This is a genomic window from uncultured Pseudokineococcus sp. (genome assembly GCF_947499845.1).
In the GTDB taxonomy this organism is placed as follows: domain Bacteria; phylum Actinomycetota; class Actinomycetes; order Actinomycetales; family Quadrisphaeraceae; genus Pseudokineococcus.
Genome location: NZ_CANMPM010000002.1, coordinates 272,091 through 291,241 on the forward strand (window position 1 = coordinate 272,091; position 19,151 = coordinate 291,241).

General features: G+C 78.2%; 14 protein-coding genes. 5 read left to right on the forward strand and 9 right to left on the reverse strand.

The genetic code is table 11. From position 1 onward, the window contains the following. The first annotated feature begins 98 nt into the window (after positions 1-98). Both Q0789_RS03220 and Q0789_RS03225 read left to right on the forward strand, forming a co-directional pair. A complete protein-coding gene (locus tag Q0789_RS03220; RefSeq protein WP_298802050.1) occupies positions 99-839 on the forward strand; it encodes a CDP-alcohol phosphatidyltransferase family protein in 741 nt (246 codons plus the stop codon). Continuing rightward, positions 832-1,389: a hypothetical protein gene (locus Q0789_RS03225; RefSeq protein ID WP_298802052.1), complete on the forward strand. Its 558-nt coding sequence runs from the start codon at positions 832-834 to the stop codon at positions 1,387-1,389. Before Q0789_RS03220 ends, Q0789_RS03225 begins: the two co-directional genes overlap by 8 nt. Here Q0789_RS03225 and Q0789_RS03230 read toward each other — a convergent pair. From Q0789_RS03230 to Q0789_RS03240, 3 genes are all read right to left on the reverse strand, one after another. Next, a complete protein-coding gene (locus Q0789_RS03230) occupies positions 1,354-2,997 on the reverse strand; it encodes an ATP-binding protein (RefSeq protein ID WP_298802054.1) in 1,644 nt (547 codons plus the stop codon). The two genes, Q0789_RS03225 and Q0789_RS03230, sit on opposite strands and share 36 nt — an antisense overlap. A 16-nt stretch (positions 2,998-3,013) precedes the next feature. Further along, on the reverse strand, positions 3,014-3,775 hold the full coding sequence (locus tag Q0789_RS03235; protein ID WP_298802056.1) for a response regulator transcription factor: 762 nt from the start codon (positions 3,773-3,775) through the stop codon (positions 3,014-3,016). A 268-nt stretch (positions 3,776-4,043) separates the two neighbouring features. Then, positions 4,044-4,808: a hypothetical protein gene (locus tag Q0789_RS03240; protein ID WP_298802058.1), complete on the reverse strand. Its 765-nt coding sequence runs from the start codon at positions 4,806-4,808 to the stop codon at positions 4,044-4,046. A gap of 246 nt (positions 4,809-5,054) precedes the next feature. Between Q0789_RS03240 and Q0789_RS03245 the strand changes: the two genes are divergently transcribed. Further along, the gene (locus tag Q0789_RS03245) at positions 5,055-6,119 is read left to right on the forward strand and encodes a PHP domain-containing protein (RefSeq protein ID WP_366917623.1); all 1,065 of its coding nucleotides are present in this window, start codon (positions 5,055-5,057) and stop codon (positions 6,117-6,119) included. 32 nt (positions 6,120-6,151) lie between these two features. On the opposite strand, the gene Q0789_RS03250 is transcribed toward Q0789_RS03245, so the two are convergent. Together Q0789_RS03250 and Q0789_RS03255 are read right to left on the reverse strand one after the other, a co-directional pair. Continuing rightward, positions 6,152-8,302 (reverse strand): alpha-galactosidase, encoded by a 2,151-nt coding sequence (locus Q0789_RS03250; protein ID WP_298802062.1) that lies wholly within the window; start codon positions 8,300-8,302, stop codon positions 6,152-6,154. Positions 8,303-8,429: 127 nt separating this feature from the next. Next, on the reverse strand, positions 8,430-9,842 hold the full coding sequence (locus Q0789_RS03255; protein WP_298802064.1) for a mechanosensitive ion channel domain-containing protein: 1,413 nt from the start codon (positions 9,840-9,842) through the stop codon (positions 8,430-8,432). 263 nt (positions 9,843-10,105) lie between these two features. Between Q0789_RS03255 and Q0789_RS03260 the strand changes: the two genes are divergently transcribed. After that, positions 10,106-11,128, forward strand: coding sequence for a glycosyltransferase (locus Q0789_RS03260; RefSeq protein ID WP_298802065.1), 1,023 nt, complete (start codon positions 10,106-10,108; stop codon positions 11,126-11,128). Positions 11,129-11,143: 15 nt separating this feature from the next. Here Q0789_RS03260 and Q0789_RS03265 read toward each other — a convergent pair whose 3' ends face one another. The 3 genes from Q0789_RS03265 to Q0789_RS03275 all read right to left on the reverse strand — a co-directional run bounded on the left by Q0789_RS03265 (position 11,144) and on the right by Q0789_RS03275 (position 16,174). Then, positions 11,144-12,862, reverse strand: a complete 1,719-nt coding sequence (locus Q0789_RS03265) for a SpoIIE family protein phosphatase (RefSeq protein WP_298802067.1) — start codon at positions 12,860-12,862, stop codon at positions 11,144-11,146. A 22-nt stretch (positions 12,863-12,884) separates the two neighbouring features. After that, entirely contained in the window at positions 12,885-14,240 is a 1,356-nt protein-coding gene (gene nhaA / locus Q0789_RS03270) for a Na+/H+ antiporter NhaA (RefSeq protein ID WP_298802069.1), read from the reverse strand. A gap of 224 nt (positions 14,241-14,464) precedes the next feature. Further along, a complete protein-coding gene (locus Q0789_RS03275; RefSeq protein WP_298802071.1) occupies positions 14,465-16,174 on the reverse strand; it encodes a carboxylesterase family protein in 1,710 nt (569 codons plus the stop codon). Between the two features lie 96 nt (positions 16,175-16,270). Between Q0789_RS03275 and Q0789_RS03280 the strand changes: the two genes are divergently transcribed. Continuing rightward, positions 16,271-16,660: a DUF3817 domain-containing protein gene (locus tag Q0789_RS03280; RefSeq protein WP_298802073.1), complete on the forward strand. Its 390-nt coding sequence runs from the start codon at positions 16,271-16,273 to the stop codon at positions 16,658-16,660. 218 nt (positions 16,661-16,878) lie between these two features. On the opposite strand, the gene Q0789_RS03285 is transcribed toward Q0789_RS03280, so the two are convergent. Next, positions 16,879-18,534: a DEAD/DEAH box helicase gene (locus Q0789_RS03285; RefSeq protein ID WP_366917624.1), complete on the reverse strand. Its 1,656-nt coding sequence runs from the start codon at positions 18,532-18,534 to the stop codon at positions 16,879-16,881. Between the last annotated feature and the right edge of the window lie 617 nt (positions 18,535-19,151).

The window sequence follows — 19,151 nt, forward strand, 5'->3', positions numbered from 1 at the left end:
GCCGTGGCCGTCTCGGCGCACCTCACCCCGCTCGGACCCCGCCCGCACCGGTGGTGTGACTACTCACTGCGTACCTGTACGTGGTGTAGACAGTCCCCGTGCCCGTCGCCGACGTCCCCGCCGCCCGATCGAGCCGCCGGCCGGGCCCCCACGGGGGCGCGAGCGAGGTGCGCCGGTGCGGCGTCCGCGGGTGCTCGTGCGCCGACCCGCGCCTGCTGGCCTCCGTCCCGAACGCCGTCACGCTCGCCCGCACGGCCCTGTCGCTCGGCCTCGTCGCGGCCGCCGCCGCCGAGCGCTCCTGGCCGCTGCTGCTCGCCGCCTACCTCGCCTACTGGGTCGGCGACGTGGCCGACGGCGCGCTCGCCCGCCGCCTCGGCCAGGAGACCCGCCTCGGCGCCGTCCTCGACGTCGTCTGCGACCGCCTGAACTGCAGCAGCTGCGCGCTCACCCTGCTGCTCTTCGTGCCCTCCCCCGCGCCCGTGACGGTGTTCCTCGTGCAGTTCGTCCTCGTCGACCTCGTGCTGTCCCTGCTGCCGCTGCGCTGGCCGGTGCTGTCGCCCAACTACTTCGGCCTCGTCGACCCGCTCGTCCACGCCGCCAACTGGCACCCCCTCGCCAAGGCCACCAACACCGGGCTGCTGGTCGTCCTGCTCGTGGGCGTCCCCGACCACCGCGTCGCCCTCACCGCCGCCGTCGCCGTCCTCGTCGCCAAGACGGCCTCCCTCGTCCGCGTCCTGCGCCTGCCCCGCCCCACCAGCGCCCACGTCGTCCCCGTCGGCCCCGTCGGCCCCGTCGGCTCGGCCCGTGCCACCCGCCCCGCCCGCGCCGCCCGTGCCTGACGCCGACGTCCTCGCCCTCCTCGCCAGCGGCCTCGCCGTCGGCGCCGTCTCCGCCGTCTCCCCCGTCCTGCCCGTCGAGGCCTACGTCGCCGCCGTCGCCCTCGCCCGGCCGACCCCCACCGCCCTGGCCGCCGCCGTCGCGGCCGGCATCGGTCAGACCCTCGGCAAGACCGCCCTGCTCGCCGCGACCCGCAGCGCCGGACGCTCGCGCTGGACCCGTCGGCTGCGCGAGCGCGCCCACCGACGTGCCGCGGCCGCCGGACCACCCGACGCGCCGAGCGCCACGACGACCCACCGGGCGCGCCTGCGGGCCCGCGCCGCCCGGCTCAGCCGCGTCGCCCTCGACCACCTCGGCGGCCGCGCCGGCCCCCTCGTCGTCCTGCTCAGCGCCGCCCTCGGCGTCCCACCGCTCCTGCTCGTGACCGTCGTCGCCGGCGCATCCCCCATGACCTACCGCGCCTTCGTGCCCGCGTGCCTCCTCGGACGCACCGTCCGCTTCTGCGCCCTGGCCCTCCTACCGGGCCTGACGACCGGTCGGGCCACCGGCTGAGCGGCTCGCGGGTCCGGGGACCCCGGCGCCCGCCCGCTCGGCGGACGGCGACCACCGGGGCAGGAGCACCCGGAAGGCGGTGCGCCCCGGCGCGGACTCGACGTCGACGGTCCCGCCGTGCGCGCTCACGACGGCGCGGGTGATGGCGAGCCCCAGGCCGGTGCTGCCGGCGGCGCGCGAGCGGGAGGTGTCCGCTCGGGCGAAGCGCTCGAACACCTCCGGGAGGACGGCCGGGTCGACGCCCGGGCCGTCGTCCTCGACGACGACCTCGACCTGCCCGGGCCGCGCGCGCACGCGTGCGGTGACGGTGGTGCCCGGCGGGGTGTGCGTGCGCGCGTTGGCGAGCAGGGCGGCGAGCACCTGCTGCAGCCGGGCGGCGTCGCCGCTGACCGCCAGGGACGCCGCCCCGCCGGCGTCCTCGTCCGCGGCCCCCTCCTGCTCGTCGGCCCCCTCCTCCTCGGCCGGCCCCGGCAGGTCCAGCCGCCAGCGGTGGTCGGGGGAGGTGACGCGCGCGTCGCTCACGGCGTCGACGACGAGCAGGGGCAGCTCGACGACCTCGCGCTCGAGGGGGCGACCGGCGTCGAGGCGCGCGAGGAGCAGCAGGTCCTCGACGAGCCCGGACATGCGGGTCGCCTGGCTCTCCACGCGCTCGAGGGCGTGGGCCACCTCGGGGGGCAGCTCGGCCTCGTGGCGGCGGGCCAGCTCGGCGTACCCGCGGACGGAGGCCAGCGGCGTGCGCAGCTCGTGGCTGGCGTCGGCGACGAACTGGCGCACCTGCGTCTCGCTGCGGTGCCGGGCCGAGAGCGCGGCGGCGACGTGCACGAGCAGCCGGTCGAGGGCGGCGCCGACCTGGCCCACCTCGGTGCGCGGATCGGTGTCGCGCTCCGGCACGCGCACCGCGAGGTCGACCTCGCCGCGGTCCAGCGGCAGGCCGGACACGCGGGTCGCCGTGGCCGCGACGCGCCGCAGCGGCGCGAGCCCGCGGGAGAGGACGGCGCGGCTCGCGAGGACGGCGACCGCGATGCCGAGGGCGGCCAGCAGCAGCGCCGCCACGGCGAGCTGGCCGACCACCGTCGTCGTCTCGGCCAGCGGCTGCCCCACGACGACGCCGTCGTCGCCCGCGCTCGCGGCGACCACCCGGTAGTCGCCGCGGCCCGGCACGTCCACGGTGGACGGCTCCGGGCCCGCCCGCCCGAGCGCGGCGGCCTGCTCGTCGGTCCAGACGTCGAGCCGCGGGAAGCCGCCCGACGTGCCCGCGAGGGAGGCCGCCCGCACCGCGCCGTCCTCGACGCGGGCTCCCACCGAGCCGACGGGCAGCCCGAAGAGCAGGAAGTTGAGCCCCTCCCGCGCCTGCTCGCCGTCGAGCCCGCGCTCGCCCGCGCCGCCGCCGGGGCCGCCGCCAGGGCCGCCGCCGGGCGGTCCACCGGGACGCGCGCCGAGGACCCCGGCGGACTGCGCGGCCTGGCGGACCACCTGGGCGTCCACCCGGTCGACGAGGACGTGGTGGACGACCAGCAGCGTGAGCCCGCCCGTCGCGACCAGGACGACGGCGAGGACGGCGCCGACGCCGGCCAGCAGCCGGGCGCGCAGCGAGCGGGTGCGGCGCACCGGGCGGCCCGCCGCCTCAGGCCCCGGCCGGGGCGGGCGGTGCCGCCGCCGCGGGCTTGAGCACGTAGCCCGCGCCGCGCAGGGTGTGGATCATCGGCGCCCGGCCGGCGTCGATCTTGCGCCGCAGGTAGGAGACGTACAGCTCGACCACGTTGGCCTGGCCGCCGAAGTCGTAGCGCCACACGCGGTCGAGGATCTGCGCCTTCGACAGCACGCGACGGGGGTTGCGCATGAGGTAGCGCAGCAGCTCGAACTCCGTCGCCGTGAGCCGCACCTCGGCGCCGGCGCGGGTGACCTCGTGGCTGTCCTCGTCGAGCACGAGGTCCCCCACGACGAGCACCCCGTCGGCGGCGGAGGCGTGCGCCGCGGTGCGGCGCAGGAGCCCCCGCAGCCGCGCCACGAGCTCCTCGAGGCTGAACGGCTTGGTGACGTAGTCGTCGCCGCCCGCCGTCAGCCCCGCGACGCGGTCCTCGACGGCGTCCTTCGCGGTGAGGAAGAGCACCGGCACGTCGTCGCCCGCGTCCGCCCGCAGGCGGCGGAGCACCTCGAGGCCGTCGAGGTCGGGGAGCATGACGTCGAGCACGACGGCGTCGGGGCGCCAGCTGCGCGCCTCGCTCAGCGCCCGGGCGCCGTCGGCCGCCGTCCGCACCTGCCACCCCTCGTACTTCAGCGCCATCGCCAGCAGCTCGGTGAGGTTCTGCTCGTCGTCGACGACGAGGACGCGCAGCGGGCTGCCGTCGAGGCGCTGCATCGGCCGGTGGGCGGGGGCGGTGGTCATGGGGCGAGCCTGCTCCTCCGGGCTCGCCCGCAGCCGGGTGCTGCCTGTGAGCCTCCTGTGCGTGCTGCCGTGAGGACGGGTGCCGAGCCCGACGTCGGGGCTCGAGTCCGACGTCCGGCCGGGACGTCAGGGCGCCGGGCCGTCGCGACGTCGGACTCGGCGTGCGACGTCGGAGTCGGCGGGCCCCCGGCCGGGACGCGGGGCCGTGGACCGGTGCGGGCCGCGTCGGAGCGGGCCCCAGGGCCCGCCCCGACGCTCCCGACCCACCTCAGGCGGCGTAGCTCCAGCTCGACGGGGTCGCGCTGGTCCCGTCCGGCGTCGGCGTGGCTCCGTCGTCGGCGGGGTCCTGCGGCGCCGTCGCGCCGTCGGCCGGGTCCTCCTCGGCCGGACCGCCGGGCCCGCCGGGGCCGTGCCCGCCGGGGCCGTGGCCGCCCGGGCCGAGGGGCCGGTCGCCGACCTCGGTCGTCACGAGCTCGCCGATCCGGGTCTCGAGGTCGGCGGCGCGCTCGTCGGCCTGCTCCTGCGTGGCCCGGCCGTCGGCGACCTCCTCGTCGAGGTGGGCCCTCGCGGCGTCGACGAGGGCGGCGACGAGGTCGTCGGTGCTCACGCCCTGCTCCTGCGCGACCGACGCCAGGGTGGCGCCGTCCTGCGCCAGGGCGTCCCGGAGCTCCTCGGGCGTGAGGTCGAGCACGTCGGCCGCGGCGTCGAGGCCCGCGGGCCCCGGCCCGAGGCCCAGCCCGCCGGGCCCGCCCGGACCGCCCGGACCGCCCGGGCCGGGCAGCGCGTCGGCGAGCGTCGAGGCGACCTCGTCGGCCTGGTCCTGGGTCAGCGTCCCGTCCGAGACGAGGCCCGCGAGGGCCTCGGTGATGCGGTCGACCCGGTCCGCCACGGCGTCGACCGCCCCCCGGGCGGCCTCCTGGGTCGACCCCGTGACCGCGTCGGGCGCCGCGTCCGCGATCGCCGGCCCGGCGAGGGCCGCCCCGCCGAGGGCGATCGCGCCCGCGACGGTGATGGTGGCCAGCTTCCTGCGCATGGTGTCCTCCTCCGACGGGCGGCCGTTCCGCCCGAGGACCACGACGCTGCGGGCCGCGCCTGTCAGGACGCTGTCACGCCCTCATGGCTCACCTGCGGATCGACGTCCGTCGCCCCCGGAGGGCCCGCAGGGCGCTCGGGACGGCGCGGACCGGCGCCCGGCCGGCCCACGCCCTACCGTCGGCGCGTGAGCGCGAGCGACGACCGCCCGGCGGGCGGCGGCCCCGGCGCCGACGACGCGGAGGACCTGCACGCCCGGGTCCTGGCGGCGCTGCGGCGCACGGCCTTCCTCCTGGAGCGGGAGCTGGCGAGCACCCACCGGGTCAAGGCGTTCCGCGCGGCGGCCACCACGGTCACGCGCACGCCCGCGGACGACCTGGCCCGCCGCGTCGCCGACGGCTCCCTCGAGCAGCTGCCCGGCGTCGGCCGCACGACGGCGGCCCTCGTCGTCGACGTCGCCGCCGGACGGCGGCCCGCCTACCTCGTCGACCTCGAGGAGCGCCAGGAGCCCCTCGTCGACCCGGCCGACGAGGGCGCCGCCGGGGGCGCCGCGCTGCGAGCGGCCCTGCGCGGGGACCTGCACCTGCACTCGGACTGGAGCGACGGCGGCAGCCCCGTCGAGGACATGGCCGTCACGGCCGTCGAGATCGGCCACGAGTACGCGGCCCTCACCGACCACTCGCCGCGCCTCAAGGTCGCCCGGGGCCTCAGCCCCGCGCGGCTGCGCCGCCAGCTGGCCCTGCTCGAGGAGCTCGCCGCGCCGCTCGCGCCCTTCCGGCTCCTGTCCGGGATCGAGTGCGACGTCCTCGCCGACGGGTCCCTCGACCAGGAGCCCGAGCTGCTCGACGCGCTCGACGTCGTCGTCGCCTCCGTCCACTCCGACCTGCGGATGGAGCGGCGCGCCATGACCCGGCGCATGGTGCGCGCGGTGCGCGACCCGCGCACCGACGTGCTCGGGCACTGCACGGGGCGGTACGTGCAGCCCCGCGAGGGGGTGGGACGGGCGCGGCCGGAGAGCGAGTTCGACGCCGAGGAGGTCTTCGCCGCGTGCGCGGAGGCCGGCGTCGCCGTCGAGGTCAACGCCCGCCCCGAGCGCCTCGACCCGCCCCTGCGGCTGCTGCGGCTCGCCGTCGAGGCCGGCTGCCTGTTCAGCGTCGACACCGACGCCCACGCGCCCGGCCAGCTCGACTGGCAGGAGCGCGGGTGCGCCCGGGCGGCGCGGTGCGGCGTCCCCCCCGAGCGCGTGGTCAACACGTGGCCGGTCGAGGACCTCCTGGCCTGGACGGCCGACCACGCGCACCGACCGGGCTGAGGGGCCGCGCACGACCGCCGGGCCCGCGCGGGTCACCCGTCGGCGCCGACCTCCCGCACGCGCAGCAGCAGCAGCTGCTCGGGGTCCATGGCGGGCGCCCGGACGCCCGCCGCGGCGAGCACCGCGCCCGGGAGGACGACGCCCTCGTCCAGCCACGGCGGGCGCCCGCCGCGCAGGCGGGGCGCGTCCCCAGGGGCCTGCGCGCTGACGCGGTACAGAGCGTCCGGCCGGAGTCCCGGGAGCCGGACGGCGCCGGGCACGGACGTGAGCGGGGCGTCCAGCTGCACGAGCGCGAAGAGCGCGTCCGCGCCGTCCGCGGCCACGACGCCGTGGAGCGCGACGGCGGGGTCCACCGGGTCGGCGCGGACGACGGCGCCGGTGTGCAGCAGGCCGCGGAGCTCGCGGTAGAGCGCCACCCACCGGGCCAGCTCCGCGCGCTCGCCGGAGGTGGCGCGGCTGATGTCCCACTCGACGCCGAGGGACCCGAACAGCGCCGTGCCCGCGCGGAAGGACAGGTCGTGCGTGCGGCCGGTCGTGTGGGAGCGGGGGGAGGCGACGTGGCCGCCGACGAGCTCCGGCGGCAGCAGCTGGGCGGTCCAGCGCTGGATCTGCTGGCGCTCGAGCGGGTCGTTGCAGTCGCTGCCCCACACCCGGTCGGTGCGCTCGAGGACGCCGAGGTCCACGCGCAGGCCCCCCGAGCTGCACGACTCGACCTCCACGCCCGGGTGGCGGCGCCGCAGCTCGTCGAGGAGCGCGTAGACGGCGGCGGTCTGCGCGTGGACGCCGGCCGCCCGGGCCGGCCCCGACCCGGCGTCGAGGACGTCGCGGTTGTGGTCCCACTTCACGTAGGCGATGTCGTGCTCGGACAGCAGGGCGTCGAGGCGCCCGAGGACGTGCGCGTGGGCGTCGGGGTGGCCGAGGTCGAGCACCTGCTGCCCGCGCGAGAGCACGGGTTCGCGGCCGCCGACCCGCAGCAGCCAGTCCGGGTGCGCGCGGGCCAGGTCGGAGTCGGGGTTGACCATCTCCGGCTCGAACCAGAGCCCGAAGTCCATGCCGTGCGCGTGCACGGCCTCGACCAGCGGCCCGAGCCCGTCGGGCCACACGTCCTCGTCGACGTACCAGTCGCCCAGGCCGGCGGTGTCGTCGCGCCGACCGCGGAACCAGCCGTCGTCGAGCACGAAGCGCTCGGCGCCGACCTCGGCGCCCAGCCGCGCCAGCTCGGTGAGGCGCTCGAGGTCGTGGTCGAAGTAGACGGCCTCCCACACGTTGAGGACCACCGGCCGCGGGGAGCGTGGGTGCTCGGGGCGCGCGCGCAGGTGGGTGTGGAAGCGCGACGCGACGCCGTCGAGCCCGTCGGGGGCGTAGGAGCCGTACAGCCACGGGCTGACGTGCTCCTCCTCCGGACGGAGCCGGACCTCGCCGGGCAGCAGGAGCTCGCCGCCCGCGAGCACCCGGGCTCCCTCGGCCGTGCGCTCGGCGCGGACGACGTGGTTGCCGCTCCAGGCGACGTGCACGCCCCACGCCTCGCCGGAGCGGAAGCCGAGGCCCGCCGTCCCGGCCGTCATGACGAGCGGCGCGTCCGGGCCCGTGCGCCCCCGCCGGTTCTCCCGCGCGTGGGCGCCGACGGCGAAGGGCACGCGCTGCGGGGCCCGCTCGCGCGCCCAGCGCCCGGCGAGGTCGACGACCTCGGTCGCCGCCTCCGGTACCGGCAGTGAGGGCAGGACGCCGTCGACGACGTAGCCGCCCGCGGCCGACAGGTCCCGCACGGCGGCGCGGACCCGCACGAGCCCGGCGGGCAGGAGCTCGACCTCCACCCGCACGCCCAGCTCGGCGTCCGCGTCCTCCCCCGTCGCGACGGCGCGCCCGCCGCCGGCGTCGTCCGTCTCGACGTCCCAGGAGACCAGGCGCGGGGACGGCGACCAGCCACCCCCGTCCTCGCGGTGGCCGGTGAGCCCCGGTCGGCCCCGCCAGCCCGTCGCCGTCTCGGGCAGCAGCCCGAGGGGCAGGGCGACGTCGAGGTCGTTGGGCGCCACCCCCGGCTCCGCGGCGCGCCGCAGCGCCCGCAGGTGCTCGTCGGGGAGGTCGCCGAGGTCGGCGCCCCAGTGGACGACGGAGGGCAGGCGCCCGCCGTCGGCGGAGAGGACGAGGCTGGTGCCGGCCGCGCGCAGGTGTACGAGGTCCACGCGCGCGCACGCTAGGGCAGCCGGCGACCCGCCCCGCGCCACCGCCCGCGACGCGCCCGGCGGGAGGTCACGGGTAGGGCGTCGGATGAGGGGTCACGGGCAAGGGGTCACGGGCGGGGCGTCACGGTCATCCGCGGGAGTCGTCCCGGCCCGACGCCAGCTGGTCGCGCCAGCTGGGCGGCTCCTGCTCGGCGGGGGCCTCGACGACCTCGACCTCACCGGAGCGGGCCTCGCCGGCGCGGCGGCGCTCCTCCATCTCCTCCTCGCTCGGGCCGGAGAAGCGCTGCGCGCGCGCGACGGCCTCGAGGCTGCCGGTGAAGAGCCCGGTCTCGTACCGCCGCGCGGGCGTGTCCTGCTCCGGGTCGGCGTCCTGGACGGGGGCGCGCTCCGCGCGGGCGCCGTCGCGCGGGGCCGGTGCGCCCGTCCGCGCCCGGGGGGCCGCCCCCGCCTCCGCGGCCGTCGTGATGCGGGTCCGCGGCAGCGCGTCCGGGGCCGAGCGCTGCAGCCAGACCACGAGCGCCTCGCGCAGCCCGGTGCGCAGGTCCCAGAGCGTGGCGCCGTCCTTCGCGCTGACGACCGCGCGCAGCGTGACGACGCCGCCGACCGCCTCGACGACGACGAGGTTGGCCACGCGCCCGTCCCAGTTGGGCGTGGACTCGAGGTAGCAGTGCATCTCCTCGCGCAGCCCGTCGATCGGCACCTCCCAGTCGACGTCGAGCATGACGGCGCCCATGACCTCGGAGTCCTTGCGGGTCCAGTTCTCGATGGGGGTCGTCGTGAAGTACGTCGACGGGAGCACGAGCCGGCGGTCGTCCCAGATGTGGAGGACGACGTAGGTCAGCGTGATCTCCTCGATGCGCCCGAACTCGCCCTCGATGACGACGACGTCGTCCACGCGGATCGCGTCGGTGAAGGTGATCTGGAGACCGGCGAAGAGGTTGGCCAGCGACGTCTGCGCGGCGAGGCCGGCCACGACGCCGACGACGCCGGCCGAGGCGAAGATCGTCGCGCCCCACTCGCGGGCGGCGGGGATGGTGAGGAGCATCGCGCCGACGGCGAGCACCACGACGACGGCGACGGTCAGGCGGCGCAGCAGGGAGACCTGGGTGCGGACGCGGCGCGCGCGGCGGTTGTCGGGCCCGTCGAGGCGGTACTTGTCGAGCGCGACGTCCTCGAGCACGAAGGCGACGACGGCGGCCAGCCAGGCGAGCATGGCGATGATCGCGAGGTTGACGACGTAGGCGACCGGGTCGGCCCACGAGGACTGCAGCGTGGCGGACTCGAGCACGACGCGGGCGGCGACGAGCACGAGCACGATGCGGAAGGGCCGCCGTCCCCGCGCCTCGACGTCGCGCACCACGGACGAGCGGCGGCCGATGCGGCGCAGCACGGCGGTGACGAGGAGGCCGAGCACGAAGGCGGCGGCCACGCCGATCGCCAGGTACAGGAGGACCGTCGTCGCCGAGGCGTAGACGATGTCCTCGGGCAGCGCCTCGGCGGCGGCGCTCCCCTCCTCGTTCGGGGACAGCAGGGCGAGCACGGGGGGACCTCCGAGGGGTGCTTCGAGGGGCGGGGAGCGGGCACGCGGCGACGTCAGCGGCGCTCGACCAGCCGTCAACACTGACCGGCGGGGCAGACCGGTGCAAGCCGCTCACCCCCCTGCAGACCTGGGAGGTCCCTGGGAGCCGAGGAGGCCGCTGGGCACGCCGGCACGGACCCGGACGGACCGGGCGCGCGTCTCCGCGGCTCCGCGTGAGCGGCCCCGGCGGGCGCCCGCCGGGCGCCCCCGTAGGGTCGCCGGTCGTGCCCCCTGCGAGCGCCGCCGCCCCCTCCGCCGACGCCGCCGGCGCCGCCCCGTCGCCGGACGGTCCGACGACCAGCGGGGCGCCCGGGAGGACGGGCGGTCCCAGGCCGTCGGCCGACCCGCGCCTCGCCGTCGTCGTCATCACCCACCGCCGCCGCGCAGAGGTCCTGCGCGCGCTCGAGCGGCTGCGGGACCTGCCCGAGCGGCCGGCCGTCGCCGTCGTCGACAACGGCTCGGACGACGGCACCGCGGAGGCCGTCGCGGCCGAGCACCCGTGGGCGCTGCTCGTGGCGAGCCCGGAGAACCTCGGCGCCCTCGGGCGCGACGTCGGCGTCGCGGCGCTCGAGCGGGCGCTCGACCCGCCGCCGGAGCTCATCGCCTTCTGCGACGACGACACGTGGTGGGAGCCGGGCTCGCTGGCCCGCGCCGCGGACGTCCTCGAGGCCCACCCCGCGCTGGCGTGCGTGACGGCGCAGATCCTCGTCGAGCCGGGCGGGCGCCAGGACGCCATCAACGTCGAGCTCCGCGAGTCCCCCGTGGAAGGCCCGTCGTGGCTGCCGGGCCCGGCGCTCGGCTCCTTCCTCGCCGGCGCCTCCGTCGTGCGGCGCAGCGCGTTCCGCGAGGTCGGCGGCTTCTCGCGGCGCCTGTGGCTCGGCGGGGAGGAGGAGCTCATGGCCTCCGACCTCGCCGCGGCGGGCTGGGAGCTGTGCCACCTGCCCGAGCTCGTGCTGCACCACCAGCCCTCCCCCGCGCGCGAGCGGCTGCGGCGGCGCCGCGACGGCGTCCGCAACACCCTGTGGTTCACGTGGCTGCGCCGCCCGGTGCCGGCGGCGGCGCGGCGCACGGCGCACCTGCTCGCGAGCATCCCGCGCGACCGCACGAGCGCGGCCGGGGTGGCGCTGGCGATCGCGGGGCTACCTTGGGTCGTCCGCGAGCGGCGGCGGCTGCCCGCCTACGCCGAGGCCCGGTTCGCGGCCCTCGAGGAGAGCCAGCGCCGCTCCACGGCGCGCCACTACGGCTGAGGCGCCGTCCGCCGTCTACGGCCGACCGACCTCGCCCCGCAGCAGCTCGTCCGGACCGACCTCGGGACCCGCCTCGGGCGGGCGCGGCCGGTCGCGCGGGTGGGCGCGGACGGCCAGGAGGGCGACGTCGTCCTCCACGTCCGGCCCCACCTCGGCGAGCAGCCCGTCGAGGAGCTCCTCCACGGTCGCGCCCGCCCGCGCGAGGCGCTCGACCGTGCCGCGCAGCCACGCGAGCCCCTCGGACAGGTGCGCCCCGCGGCGCTCCACGAGCCCGTCGGTGACGAGCAGGAAGGTGGCACCGGGGGGCAGCGCGACGTCGTGGTCTCGGCGCGCGGCGCCGGTCGACAGGCCGAGGAGCAGGTCGCTGCGCCGCTGCAGGAGCTCGACCCGCCCGTCGGGGTGCACGAGGACGGGCGGCAGGTGCCCCGCGTTGGCCCAGCGGACGCGGTGCCCGCCCCTCCCCTCGTCGGCGTGCTCGTCGTCCTCGAGCCGAGCGAGGACGGCCGTGGCGAGGGCCCCGACGGCGAGGTCGCGCATCGCCCGGTCCAGCGCGTCGAGGACGGCGGCCGGCGGCTCGCCGAGCGCGTGCCCGACCCCGCGCAGCACGTTGCGCACCTGCGCCATGGCGACGGCCGCGCCCGCGTCGTGGCCGCTGACGTCCCCGACGACGAAGGACGTGCCGCCGTCGGCCGTGGTGAAGGCGTCGTACCAGTCGCCGCCGACCGCCAGCTCGGACGCCGCGGGCTGGTAGCGCGCCGCGAGCTGGACGTGGTCTGGCTGCGGCAGCGGGGTGAGGAGGTCGCGCTGGAGGGCCTCCGACATCGAGCGCGCCAGCTGGCCGGAGGCGCGCTCGACGGCGTGCGCCCGGGCGCGCTCGAGGGCGGTGCCGAGCACGCCGGCGACGAGCACGAGGAACTCCAGCAGCACCCGGTCCACGGGCACCTCGGGGTCGACGCCGGCGACGAGCACCGGTCGCTGCGCCCGCGGCAGCACGCCCGGCAGCCGCACCAGCACGCGGTGGCGCCGGGCCGACCCCTCGCCGACCTCCTCCACGACGAGGTCGCGGTCGAGGGGCGCCAGGCCGTCGTCCGGGCCGAGCAGCGCCGGGTCGACCAGGTCGTGGCGCGCGCTGCGGAGCACCGGCAGGGCCGCGGCGGGCAGGCCCTCGGCGTCCTCGAGGTCCGAGAGCCGGTCGGTGAGCTGGGCGAGCAGCGCCAGGCGCCGGCGGTCGACGACCTGCCGGGTCGTCTCGGCCGTGATGTCGAGGACGCCGGCGACGCGCCCGTCCGGGGTCGCGACGGGCGAGTAGGAGAACGTGAAGTAGCACTCCTCCGAGCGGCCCCCGCGCCGGACCAGGGGCATGCGGACGTCCTCGGTCCACGTCGGCCCCCCGCCGGCCATGACGTCCGCCAGCATCGGGCCGATGACCGGCCACGCCTCGGGGAAGACGTCGGCGCACCGCCGGCCGAGGGCGTCGGGGTGCTTGTCCTCGATGATCTCCGCGTACGCCGCGTTGTAGACGAGCACGTGCTCCGGGCCCCACAGAAGCGTGACGGGGAACCGGGTCGTCAGGGCCAGGGCGAGGGCGCCGCGGAGCGTCCCGTCCCAGTCCTCCGGCGGGCCGAGCGGCCCGGCGGCCCAGTCGACGGCGTCGTAGAGCGGGGCCAGGGACCCGGCGTCCTCCCACGGACGACGGCCCGGACCGGCCCCGCCGGGGCCCGCGGGGCTCGTCACCGCGCCCCGCGGGCGGAGCGGCTCACGACGACGCGCGGGCGGCCGCCGGGCTCGGCGACCCGGTGCGGGCGACCGCGCGCTTCTGCAGGGTCAGCACGGCCGAGGCGGCGAGCGCCGAGACGAGGGAGCCGACGAGGACGGCCAGCCGGGCGCCGTCCCGCACCTCGCCGGGCTCGAAGGCGAGCTCGGTGATGAGCAGCGACACCGTGAAGCCGATGCCCGCGAGGAAGGCGACGCCGAGCAGGTCCGGCGTGCGCAGGCCCTCCGGCAGCTGCAGCGGCGTGAGCCGCATGACCAGCGCCGTGAGGCCCAGCACGCCCAGCACCTTGCCGAGCACCAGGCCGAGGACCACGGCGATCGCGATCGGCTGGCCCAGCACCGCGCCGAGGCCGCCGGCGTCGACGACGGAGACGCCCGCGGCGAAGAAGGCGAAGACCGGCAGGGCGAAGGCCGCGGAGAAGGGCCGGACGGCGTGCTCGTAGCGCTCGGCGACGGAGAGGTCCTCGCCGCGCCGCGCCAGCGCGGGTACCGAGAAGCCGAGGACGACGCCCGCGACGGTGGCGTGGACGCCGGACTCGTGGACGAAGACCCACGCCACGGCGGCGGCGACGAGCATGGCGACCACGAGGAGGGCGCGCAGGCCCTGCCCGCCCGGTCGCACGCGGGACAGCAGCGCGAAGACGACGACGGCGGGCACGGCCGCGAGCAGCCACACGACGGCGAGGTCGGCCGTGTAGAAGACGGCGATGATCGTGATGGCGAGCAGGTCGTCGACGACGGCGAGGGTGAGCAGGAAGGTGCGCAGCCCGACGGGCAGCCCCTTGCCGACCACCGCGAGCACGGCCACCGCGAAGGCGATGTCGGTGGCCGTCGGCACCGCCCAGCCCTGCAGGCCCTCGGACCCGGTGGTGAGCAGGACGACGACGAACACGAGGGCCGGCAGGGCCATGCCGCCGACGGCGGCGATGGCCGGCACCGCCGCGGTGCGCGGGTCGCGCAGCGAGCCGGCGACGATCTCCCGCTTGAGCTCGAGCCCGACGACGAAGAAGAACACCGCCAGCAGGCCGTCCGCCGCCCACGTCGACAGCGACAGGTCGAGGTGGAGGGACGCCGGCCCGACGACGGTCTCGGACAGCCCGGCGTAGGTCTCCCGCCAGGGCGAGTTCGCCCAGACGAGCCCGACGGCGGCGCCGACGAGCAGGAGGACGCCGCCGAGCCGCTCGCCCGAGAGGAGGTCGGAGAGCCCGCGCGCGTGCGCGGGCAGCTCGTGCGCACCGAGGTCGGTCGGGCTCTGCGGCGACTGCTCGCCGGAGGGCGACGTCGGCGCGCCCTCGCGCTCCCGGAGGTCGCGCGGGTCGGCGCCGGAGGGCGGGTTCACGGGGTCTCCCTGGGGTCGACGGCACGGGACGCCGACCAGACTTCCCGGCACACCAGCCCGCGCAGCGGCGGGCATCCGGCCAGGGTACGGGGCGCGGACGCCGACGGCGCGTCCCGAGCGGGAGGCGCGGGCCGAGCAGGAGGTGCGGGCCGAGCAGGAGGTGCGGGCCGAGCAGGAGGTGCGGGCCGAGCAGGAGGTGCGGACAGGGCGGACCCCCGCCGACGTCAGTGCACGAGCACGTCCCGCCCGCCCCAGACGGCGCGCTGCTCGCCCTCGGGGTCGTCGACGACGCGGTCCTCCAGGTCGAGGACGAGCGTGGAGCGCCGCTCGGCGTCGTAGCGCGGCCACGGGCCCACGGCCGAGTCGGGCTCGCCGTGGCGGACGAAGTGGAGCCAGTGCCGCTGGACGCGGTCGGCGAGGTCGGCCACGCGCCCGTCGCGGTCGAGGCGCTGCAGGGCCCGGCGCACGGGCGCGTACGGCCACAGCAGGTACAGCTCGACGCCGTGCGTGGCCCCGAGACCGAAGGCGGCGGGCCCCCAGTCGACGCGGTAGCGCCACGTCGGGCTCGTGCGGGCGTGCGCCTCGCTGTGGTGGATGCCCGGGACGGTGAAGAGCAGGTGGGAGCCCAGGTCGGTGAGGCCCCGCTCGTCGCGCGGGTAGGCGCTGAGGATGCGGTCGGTCTCCTCGGGACCCGCGGCCGCGTCCAGCGCCTGCGCCAGGCGGGCCCGCGTCTCGGGGAGGACGTCGCGGGCGAAGCGCCGGAAGAGCGTGTGCTCGTCGCGGTTGCTGCCCGACAGGAGCGGGACGGGCGGCGTCGACGTGGCGTGCGCGGCCGTGAGGCTCGCCGGCAGGAGGTCGCCGTCGAACCAGGGACGGGTGGCGAGGCCCTCCGGGCGCGTGGCCGAGACGGCCGCCGCGGCCCGCAGCACCTCCCGCGTCGACGCCCGCCAGAGCCCCTCGGGCTCCTCGCGGCTGACGCCGAGCTGGGCGCACAGCTCCCGCGCCAGCCGCGTGGCGTCCTCGCGGTCGGTGGCGATGGACAGCGCGCCGCTCTGGCAGATCGCCCCGGCGAACAGGCCCCGCGCGGCGGGGCTCGTCATGAGCAGGGCGACCGACGCCGACCCGGCGGACTCCCCCGCCAGGGTGACGCGCGCCGGGTCGCCGCCGAAGGCATCGACGGCGTCGCGCACCCACTCGAGCGCCAGCACCTGGTCGCGCAGACCGACGTTGCTGGGGACGCGCTCCGGGTCGACGCCCCGGCGGCCCGGGCCGGGCCGGGCGACGACGTCGGCCAGGTCGGCGAAGCCCAGCATCCCCAGGCGGTAGTTGACGCACACGACGACGACGTCGCCCCGGGCCGCGAGGTGGGAGCCGTCGTACTCCCCGGCGCTCCCGCTGGAGAAGGCGCCGCCGTGGACCCAGACGAGGACGGGACGGCGCCGTCCGTCCTCCGCCGCGCCCGCGGGGGCGTGGACGTCGACCGTGAGGCAGTCCTCGGTGCGCCGACCGGTGGTGCCGAGCACGAGCCCGAGCGGGGCGGGCACCACGGGCACCCGCTGCGCGCACGCCGGGCCGGGCGCCGTGGCGTCGCGCACGCCCGTCCACGGCTCGTGGGGGACGGACGCGGCGAAGCGGTGCTCGCCCACGGGCGGGCGGGCGTAGGGGACGCCGCGCCAGGAGTCGGCCGCGCCGTGCGGCGTGCTGCGCCGCACCCCGCGCACCGCGCCGCCCGGGGGACGGGCGACGACCTCCGGCACGGCCCGGGCGACCGCGCGACGCGCTCCGCCCGGCAGGCCCGGCAGGCCCGGGCGGCGCCCGGCCGCCGGGACGCCCGCCCCACCGCCGGCGTCGGGGTCCGGCTCGGTGGCCCGGGAGGCCTCGGCGGCCGGTGCGGCGGCGGGGCCGCCCGGCGCGGCGGCGGGGTGCTCGGTCACCGTCCCAGCGTCGCGGTCCGTGCCCGTGGCCACCATCCGGAGGGAGGGCGCCGGGGTGCGCGCCGGGTCGGGCGCGGGCGCTGGGACGATGGGGAGGTGCCCGCGATCCCCGCGCCCCCGTCGTCGCCCGCCGCCCGCGCCCGCATCCGCACGGCCTTCCGCGTGCTGGCGGTGGTCGAGGCGCTGACGTGGGCCGGGCTCCTCGCCTCCATGGGATGGCACTACCTGCTCGACGGGAGCCGTCACGGCATCGAGGTCTTCGGCGCCCTCCACGGCGGCGCCTTCCTGCTCTACGGCGCCGTCGCGCTCCTGACGTGGGGGGTGCAGCGGTGGCGCTGGTGGGTCGGCCTCCTCGCGCTGGGCGCGGCGCTCCCGCCCTTCGGGACGGTCGTCTTCGAGATGCTCGCGCAGCGCCGCGGCCTCCTCGACGACCGCCCCGGCGCCGCCGCGGGCGGCGGCCGGACGCACGCCGTCCGCGGCGCCTGACGCGGCGCACCACGCGGAGGCGACGCCTCCTCCACCTCCCGGGGCTGCCACGACGCGAAGCTGACGCCTCCTCCACCCCCCGGGCCCCCCACGACGCGAAGGTGACGCCTCCCTCACCCCCAGGGTCTCTCCCGGCGCGGAGGTGACGCCCCTTCGCCGGGGAGGGGACGTACGAGGGCCCCGCCGACGTCGTCGACGGGGCCCTCGTGGGGAGCGGGTCAGCGGCCGGGCTGGTCCCGGTCGCGGCGCACCATGGCCTTGCGGCCCTTGATCGTGCTGCCGCGCAGCGCCGCCACGACGTCGTCGGCGGCGAACTCGGGCACCTCGACGAGCGAGAAGCGCTCGGTGATCTCGATGGCGCCGATGTCGCGGCCGCTCACGGGCGACTCGTTGGCGATGGCGCCCACGAGGTCGCCGGGGCGGACGCCGGCCGCGCGGCCGACGCCGACGAAGAGGCGGGCGTTGCCGGCCGACGGGCCGCTGCGGGGGCCGGAGCGGCCGCCACGGGCCGCGGGGCCCCGGCTGTCGCGCCCGTCCCGGCCGCGGGGGCCGCTGTCGCGACCGGCGCGGGGGCGCAGGTCGGGCGCCGGGATCTCCTGGTCGTCCACCGCGCCCTGGGCGGCGTGCGCCAGCTGGAGGGCCGCGAGCGCGACCTCCTCGGCGCTGTGGTGCTCCATGAGCGCGTCGAGGACCCCGCGGACCTCCTCGAGCCCGCTGCGGTCTCCGTCGAGCACCTCCGCGACCGAGCGACGCGTCTCCTGCAGGCGGTGCGCCTTCAGGTCGGCGACGGTCGGCAGCGGCGCCACCGCGATCGGCGCGCCGCTGACGCGCTCGATGACCGAGAGCTGACGACGCTCGCGCGGCTCGGCGAGCGTCAGGGCGACGCCCTCGCGTCCGGCGCGGCCGACGCGCCCGATGCGGTGCACGTAGGACTCGGGTGCCGACGGCACGTCGAAGTTGACGACGTGGCTCAGCTGCTCGACGTCGAGGCCGCGCGCGGCCACGTCGGTGGCGATGAGGAGCTGGGCGGCGCCGGCGCGGAGCCGGGAGACCACCTTGTCGCGCTGCTCCTGGCCCATGCCGCCGTGCAGCGCCTCGGCGCGGTAGCCGCGGGCGCCGAGCCGCTCGGTGATCGTGTCGACCTCCTCGCGCGTGCGGCAGAAGACGATGGCCGCCGTCGGCTGCTCGAGGTCGAGGATGCGGCCGAGGGCCGCGACCTTGTGCGGGCGGCCGACGACGTACGCCGTCTGGCGCACGAGCGGCGCCTCGCCCTCGGCCGCGCGCTTCCTCGCGATCCGGATGCGGACGGGCTCGCGCAGGTGCTGGCGGGCGATCCGGTCGATGCGCGGCGGCATCGTGGCGGAGAAGAGCACGGTCTGACGCTCCGCCGGGGCCGCCGAGAGGATCTCCTCGATGTCCTCGGCGAAGCCCATGTCGAGCATCTCGTCGGCCTCGTCGAGGACGACGGTCTGCAGGTGGGCCAGCGGCAGGGTGCCGCGGCCGATGTGGTCGAGCGCACGGCCCGGCGTCGCGACGACGACGTCGACGCCCCGCTCGAGCTCGCGCAGCTGGCGGCCGATCGGCGTGCCGCCGTAGACGGCGAGGACGCGGGCGCCCAGCTGCTTGCCGTAGGTGCTGATGGCCTCGGAGACCTGGAGCGCGAGCTCGCGGGTGGGCACGAGGACGAGGCCGACAGGGCGGCGCCCGCCGCCGACGGGGACCTTCTCCAGCAGCGGAAGCGCGAAGGCGGCCGTCTTGCCGGTGCCCGTGGCGGCCTGGCCGAGCAGGTCGTGGCCGGCGAGGAGGGGGCGGATCGACTCCGCCTGGATGGGCGTGGGCTCCTCGTAGCCGAGGCCGTCGAGGGCGCGCAGCACCTCGGCGCGCAGGCCGAGGTCGGCGAAGGTCGGGCCGGCGGGCTCGTCGACGTCGTCCTCGGAAGCGGCGTCGTCCGCGCGGTCGGCCGCCGCCGCAGGGGCGTCCTCGCCGCGGCCCTGGGCGGGGACGTCGGCGCGGGGCGAACCCGTGTCGGTGTCGGTCTCGAGGTCGGTGGTGCGGTCCTCGGCGTCCGCGGTCTCGCGGTCGAGGGCAGGGGCGGTCACGGCAGGGGTCTCCTCGCGGTGGGGTCGGCGCGGCGTCGCGCCTGTCGGCAGGTCGCAGCCGGACTCGGTGGCTGCTGCGGAGGGGACCTGTCGGCCGTGGACCCTGTGGAGATCGCCAGCGGTTGTCACGTGCTCCTGCCCGCTCGTCGCGGGCTCACCTGCGCTGCTCGACCTGCGTCGGCCCCGTCCGGGCGCCCAGGGCGCCCGCTCCTCCGTCAGGCACAAGTGTGACGCACGCGCGGGCATTCCCCGACCACGGGCCACTCCCCCACCCGGTCGGCCCGTCGCCGTCCCGGGGAGCCCCTGCGCGCACCTCGTCGGCACATCGCCGTCCTGAGGGCGCCCCTCCGGCACTCTGACGACGACGTGCCGTCGAGACACCGTGAGGGGGG

Coding starts and splice junctions, on each gene's coding strand:
- Q0789_RS03240 (WP_298802058.1), bottom strand. CDS start 4,808: ATGCGCAGGAAGCTGGCCACCATCACCGTCGCGGGCGCGATCGCCCTC.
- Q0789_RS03235 (WP_298802056.1), bottom strand. CDS start 3,775: ATGACCACCGCCCCCGCCCACCGGCCGATGCAGCGCCTCGACGGCAGC.